The following is a 6,153-nucleotide window of genomic DNA, read 5'->3' on the forward strand; positions in this document are numbered from 1 at the left end:
CCTCGAGACGCATTTGTGAAGCATGTCTCATGCGGCCCGATATTTTGTGCAGTGCCGGGGCGTACTGCGGAGCAGGCTTGTTTCTGGGGATCGAACCTGTCCGCCGGGTGGGGCGACCAAGCGATCGTGCCAGAATTGGCGGCGCCAACGTCGGACCTCCCCATGATCCTGCAATCGCTCGCTGGCCTGCCCGCCTTCCTGGTCTATTTCTGCACCGGGCTAATCGCGATAGTGGCATATCTCTTCGTTTACACGCGGATCACGCCGCACAACGAATTCCAGCTGATCCGCGACAACGATCCAGCGGCCGCGATTGCGCTCGGCCTCAGCCTGCTCGGCTTCGTGGCACCGCTGTTCAGCGCGATCGCGCATTCGGCCAACGTGCTGGACTGCCTGATCTGGGCGTTCATCGCGCTGATCGTGCAAGTCGCCGTGTTCTATGTCGTCAAGATCCCGGTGCCGAACCTGTCGGGGCGGATCGCCGCCGGCGAGCTGGCGCCCGCAATCTGGCTCGGCCTGTCCTCGCTCGCCGCGGGCCTCCTGAACGCCGCCTGCATGATCTACTGATATGGCAGCGAAGCCTCCGACCAAGGAATTCGGCAAGCGCAGGCCCGCTTCTGCGCCGCAGGCCCCGCGCGAGCCGGTGAAACGCTCGGGCCATGTCGCACTGCTGGTGATGGGCACGATCGCGGTCGGCACCACTGCCTTCACGCTGATGCCGCGGCGGACTTGCAATCCCTCTTCTGCCGGGGCGTCAGTCCCCGGGGCGGCAGTCCCCGGGGCGGCAGTCCCCGGGGCGGCGATACCGGCGAAGGCGACCACCAATTGTAGCAGCGGCGGCGGCTCATCAGGCGGCGCGCACTGGTCGTCGCGCTCCAGCTTCTTCAGTAGCGACTCCGCGAGCCATTCCTCGTCGGGGGGTCCGTCGGAGTCGGGCTCCGTCGGCGTCACGCGTGGCGGCTTCGGCTCGTTTGCGCATGGTTTCTCGGGCGGCGGCTGACATATGCAACGCATCGCTTGTCCCGAGCGCGACGACTGGCAACAGACCGCCGAGCAATGCGGTTTTGCCTTCCACACCATCGACGGCGAGCGTTATTGGGACGAGCGCGCCTACTACGCGTTCACGCTCGACGAAATCGAGCGCGCCATCGAGACCCCGACCGGCGAGATCGATGCGATGTGCCTGGAGCTCGCCGGTCGCGTGATCGCCGACGAACGCCATTTGCGGCGTTTGAAGATTCCGGAAGCGTTCTGGAGCCTGATCACGGAAAGCTGGGAGCGCGACGACCGCAGCCTCTATGGCCGGCTCGACCTGAAGTTCGACGGAGAGGCTCCCGCAAAATTGCTGGAATATAACGCGGACACGCCGACCTCGATCTTTGAGACCGCGGTGTTTCAATGGACCTGGCTCGAGCAGGCGATCGAGCGGCGCATCATCCCCACGCGCGCCGACCAGTTCAACTCGATCCACGAGCGGCTGATCGAGGCGTGGAAAGCGATCGGCGCGGGCGGTCATCTGCATATCACCGGCACGACCGGCTCCGAAGAAGACGCGGGCACGCTCGCCTATCTCGAAGACACCGCGCGCCAGGCGGGCCTCTCGACCACGCTGCTCGACATCGAGGAGATCGGCTGGCGCGACGAGGCCGGTGGCTTCGTCGATCTCGACGACCGCGACATGGAGCTGGTCTTCAAGCTCTATCCCTGGGAATGGATGTTCCACGACGCCTTCGGTGCGAAGCTCGCAGGCGCTCCGACGCGCTGGATCGAGCCGCCATGGAAGGCGGTACTCTCCAACAAGGGCATCCTGCCGCTGCTCTGGGAGATGTTTCCAAACCATCCCAATCTGCTGCCGGCCTTCTTCGAGGACGATCCGCGCGCAGCCGAGCTCGGCAGCTCCTACGTCCGCAAGCCGCTGCTGTCGCGCGAGGGCGCCAATGTCACGCTGTTGTCAGGCGGCATGTCACTCGACGAGCACGCTGGCCCCTACGGCGCCGAAGGCTTTGTGCGCCAGGCCCTCTCACCGCTGCCGAATTTTTCGGGCGTCTATCCGGTGGTGGGAAGCTGGCTGGTGAACCACGAGCCGTGCGGGCTTTCGATCCGTGAGGACGAGAGTCCGATCACAGGCAACAGCTCGCGGTTTCTGCCGCATGCGATTTTGTAGGGTGTTCTCCTCTCTCCTTGTGGGAGAGGGTGGCTCGCCGCGATAGCGGCGAGACGGGTGACGGGTCTCTCTCCGCGAGCAAACTACTCTCATGAGAGTTTGTAGAGACAACCCCTCATCCGGCGCTCCGCGCCACCTTCTCCCACAAGGGGAGAAGGAAGCGAGCTCACCTCGCGGCGGCGACTTTCAGCGGCTGCGGCATCAGCCCGCCCATCGGACGGCCGGAGCGCGCGGGATTGAGCTGGTAGAGGCAGCGGCGGTCGGAGATCGGACGGAACGCGTCGGTAATGCCGACCACGGATTCGGCAGCGCCCAACAACAGGGTGCCATCGGCTTCCAGGCCCTTCGCCATGCGCTCGAAGATCACGGCCTTTGTGTCCTGATCGAAATAGATCAGCACGTTGCGGCAGAAGATCACGTCGAAGGTGCCGAGATGGGAGAAATCCTGCAACAGATTGAGCTGGCGGAACTGCACCATCGCGCGAATATCCGCATTGAGCTGCCAGACGTCGCCAGCTTGCGTGAAGTGTTTCATCAGGAGCTGGATCGGCAGACCGCGCTGCACCTCGAACTGGCTATAGACGCCGGCCTTTGATTTCTCCAGCACCTCCTGCGACAGATCCGTAGCGACGATCTCGATGCGCCAGCCGGCGAGAGCTGCGCTCATCTCCTTCAGACACATCGCGATCGAATAGGGCTCCTGCCCGGTCGACGAGGCCGCCGACCAGATGCGCAGCGACTTGCGTGCGGCGCGCGCCTGGATCAGGCCAGGCATGATGCTGTCGCGCAGATGATCGAACGGGATCTTGTCGCGAAAGAAGAACGTCTCGTTGGTGGTCATGGCTTCGACCACGTCGGTCGCAAGCCGGCCATCGCCGCTCCTGATCTTCAGCACGAGATCGGGGATCCCGGGCAGGCTCGCCCTGCGGGCCAACGGCAACAGCCGGCTCTCGACCAGATATTGCTTGTCGGGCGAGAGATCGAGACCGGAGCGTTCTTTCAAGAACTTGCGCAGATATTCGTAGTCCGTCGGCGTCACGAGCGGTCTCCCGCGAACAGGCGGTTGACCTTGGCGCCGATCTGGTTGAGCGGCAGGATCGCCGAGCAGATGCCGGCGTTGGCGGCCGCACCCGGCATGCCCCACACCACGCTGGAAGCTTCATCCTGCGCGATCACGCTGCCGCCGGCGGCGACGATGTCCTTGCCGCCGCGCATGCCGTCCGATCCCATGCCGGTCAGGATCACGGAGAGGATGTTGCCGTGCCAGATGTCGATGGCGGAGGTGAAGAGCGGATCGACCGCTGGCTTGCAGAAATTAACGGCGGGGCCGTCGTCGAGCGCAATCGCGATGTCCGCGCCGCTGCGCACGAGGCGCATGTGCTTGCCGCCGGGCGCGAGATAAATCCGACCCGGCTTCACCGGTTCACCGTCGACCGCCTCTGCTGCCGGCTTGCGGCTCGAGCGCGCCAGATGTTCGGCAAGAATGGTCGTGAAGGTCGGCGGCATGTGCTGGGTGATCAGCACCGGAACGCGGTCAATCACCGGGCCGAGTTCGGTGACGAGCGCCATCAGCGCCTGCGGGCCGCCGGTCGAAGAGCCGATCAGCAGTACCTTCGGAGCCTGGGTCGAGAACGGACGCGTGGTGAGCGGACCTGACAACGGGGCATGCAGGCCCGGAGCCGGTGCGGGCGCGGCAGGCCGCGCGACAGAAGGTGCACGTGCAGCCGGAGCAGCAGGGTTCGCGGGCGCGAGCGGCGGGCTCGCAACTGCGGGCTTGCGACGCAGGCGCGCGCCGAGGTGGCGGATCTTCTGGATCAGATCGTGGTGGAAGATGTCCGCGGCGGAGGCCTCGCGCGTCGATTCCGGCTTCGGAATATAGTCCGCCGCGCCGAGCGACAGCGCCTTGAAGCTGATCTCCGCGTTGCGGCGGGTCAGCGTCGAAGCCATGATGATGACGAGATCGCGCTTCTTCGCCAGCAGTTGCGGCAGCGCCGAGATGCCGTCGAGCTCGGGCATTTCGATGTCGAGCACGGCAACGTCGGGATTGATGCGTTCGAGCTGGTTGACTGCTTCGAGCCCGGTGCGCAGCGAGGCCGCGACCTCCATGTCGTGCTCGGCTCCGACCCAGCGCGAGATCAGACCGCGTATGACGACGGAGTCGTCGACGATCATCACCCGCAGCGGTCCCGCTTCGCGCGACGAGCCCGTGGTCGAATTACCTGCGAACGCAACACTCATTACTCACCAACTCAGACTGAAACGGTTAGTTGAAAACAAACGCCGAAAGAGCCGTTCAGCCTCCGGTGTTCGCTCAGATCAAGCCGACTTCCTGAAACTTCGCCGTCACGATGTCCTTGTCGAACGGCTTCATGATGTACTCGTTGGCACCGGCGTGCAGCGCGCGCGCGATATGCGCGACATCGTTCTCGGTGGTGCAGAACACCACCTTGGGCTGATCGCCGCCGGGCATGCGGCGGAGGTGGCCGAGGAATTCATAGCCATCCATGACCGGCATGTTCCAGTCGAGCAGCACAGCATCGGGCAGCCCGCGCTTGCAGGCCTCCAACGCCTTCTCACCGTCCTCGGCTTCGAGAATCTGGAAGTCGAGGCCTTCCAGGATCCGGCGCGCAACCTTGCGGATGACGCTGGAATCATCAACGACGAGACACGTTCGCATGTGAACCTCTGCTTCCTGTCCCCTTTGCAGGACACTTCCAATTGCAAGTCTGTCGGAGGCGATGCCGCCGTATCAGGCCGCCATCATCTCGGGCGCGAGCTCGAGGACGCGATCGACGTCGAGGACGACCATGAGCTGACCTTCGAGACGGTGGACGCCGCCGGCGAGCTTGGCCATGCGAGGGTCGAGGTTGACGGGGTTTTCTTCCATGCCGGTCTCGGACAGGCGCAGCACTTCGCCGATCTGGTCGATCAGCAGGCCGTAGGATTCGCCGCGCAGGTCGACGCCGACCGCCATCGGGGTCTTGCCGTCCTCGGGCTTGGGCAGGCCGAGGCGGGCGCGCATGTCGACCACGGTGACGATGCGGCCGCGCAGGTTCAGCACGCCCGCGATCTCGCGCGAAGAGAGGGGAACGCGGGTGACGCGCTCCGGCATGAACACGTCCTGGACGCGGGAGATCGGCAGGCCGAACAGCTGGCCGCCGATCATCGCGGTGACGTATTCGACCATGGCGCCTTCGCCGGTTTGCATCTTCTTGGTCATGGTGTGTCTCCTGATCCCGTTGGTTACGCCGCTGCCCGGTTCAGCTCGGAGGCGCCGGCGGCACCTGCGGTCTGTTCCTTCAGCGCCGCGATCAGACCGGGACGGTCGAACTTGGCGACATAGTCGTGGAAGCCGGCCTGACGGCCGCGCTCGATCGCCGCCGGCGACACCAGCGCCGAGAGGCCGATGATCGGCATCGAGCCCAGATTGCTGTCGGAGCGGATGGTCTCGGCGAACTCGAACCCGTTCATGTCGGGCATCTCGATGTCGGTCAGGACCACGTCGAAGGTCTGCGCACGGAGTGCGGCGAGGCCCTCCTGCGCGGTCGGCGCGGTGCGGACGCGGTAACCGGCAGCCTTGAGCACGGGCGCCAGCATGTTGCGGAAGAACGCCGAATCGTCGACCAGCAGCACCGACTGCGAGTGCATCGACGGCTTCATCTCCTTGCGGGTGAACCAGTCGGCGAACGCCATCGGCAGGAAGTGGCCGACGTCGATCACCTCGGTGGCCTGGCCCTTGATCACGGCGGAGCCCAGGATGCCGGAGGCGGAGCCGCCGACCTCGATGTTGAGCCGTTCCTCGACGATGTCGATGATCTCGTCGACGACGAGGCCCATGGAGCGGCCGTCATCGGAGAACACCAGGATCGGCTGGGCGCCCTGGCTGGCGATGGCGACGTTCTCCATGGCGACGAGCGGCATCAGCTGCTCGCGGTACTGCACCATGTAGCGGCCGTTGGAGAACTCGATCTTGTCCGACGGAAGCTCTT

8 protein-coding genes are annotated in these 6,153 nt (G+C 64.9%); 3 read left to right on the forward strand and 5 right to left on the reverse strand.

Features of this window, described 5'->3' with window-relative positions:
- Positions 1-162: 162 nt before the first annotated feature.
- Genes ABIA96_RS27885 through ABIA96_RS27895 form a run of 3 tightly spaced genes read left to right on the forward strand, consistent with a single transcriptional unit; the run spans position 163 to position 2,164 of the window.
- Positions 163-567, forward strand: coding sequence for a DUF350 domain-containing protein (locus ABIA96_RS27885; protein WP_354140241.1), 405 nt, complete (start codon positions 163-165; stop codon positions 565-567).
- 1 nt (position 568) lies between these two features.
- Entirely contained in the window at positions 569-1,000 is a 432-nt protein-coding gene (locus ABIA96_RS27890; protein WP_354140242.1) for a hypothetical protein, read from the forward strand.
- 3 nt (positions 1,001-1,003) lie between these two features.
- Positions 1,004-2,164: a glutathionylspermidine synthase family protein gene (locus ABIA96_RS27895; protein WP_354140243.1), complete on the forward strand. Its 1,161-nt coding sequence runs from the start codon at positions 1,004-1,006 to the stop codon at positions 2,162-2,164.
- 166 nt (positions 2,165-2,330) lie between these two features.
- Here the strand turns inward: ABIA96_RS27895 and ABIA96_RS27900 are convergent, their stop codons facing one another.
- The 5 genes from ABIA96_RS27900 to ABIA96_RS27920 form a co-directional block, all read right to left on the reverse strand.
- Positions 2,331-3,203 carry a CheR family methyltransferase gene (locus ABIA96_RS27900; RefSeq protein WP_354140244.1) on the reverse strand — a complete coding sequence of 291 codons (873 nt, stop codon included), beginning with the start codon at positions 3,201-3,203 and terminating at the stop codon, positions 2,331-2,333.
- Positions 3,200-4,402, reverse strand: a complete 1,203-nt coding sequence (locus tag ABIA96_RS27905) for a protein-glutamate methylesterase/protein-glutamine glutaminase (RefSeq protein ID WP_354140245.1) — start codon at positions 4,400-4,402, stop codon at positions 3,200-3,202. The genes ABIA96_RS27900 and ABIA96_RS27905 overlap by 4 nt, the downstream gene beginning before the upstream one ends.
- Positions 4,403-4,475: 73 nt before the next feature.
- Complete coding sequence (locus tag ABIA96_RS27910; RefSeq protein WP_007600538.1) at positions 4,476-4,841, reverse strand: response regulator; 366 nt, start codon at positions 4,839-4,841, stop codon at positions 4,476-4,478.
- Between the two features lie 72 nt (positions 4,842-4,913).
- Positions 4,914-5,384 (reverse strand): chemotaxis protein CheW, encoded by a 471-nt coding sequence (locus ABIA96_RS27915; RefSeq protein ID WP_354140246.1) that lies wholly within the window; start codon positions 5,382-5,384, stop codon positions 4,914-4,916.
- 23 nt (positions 5,385-5,407) lie between these two features.
- On the reverse strand, positions 5,408-6,153 hold a 746-nt coding region (locus ABIA96_RS27920), incomplete at its 5' end, for a response regulator (protein WP_354140247.1).

Source organism: Bradyrhizobium sp. LB11.1 (genome assembly GCF_040549385.1).
Lineage (GTDB): Bacteria > Pseudomonadota > Alphaproteobacteria > Rhizobiales > Xanthobacteraceae > Bradyrhizobium.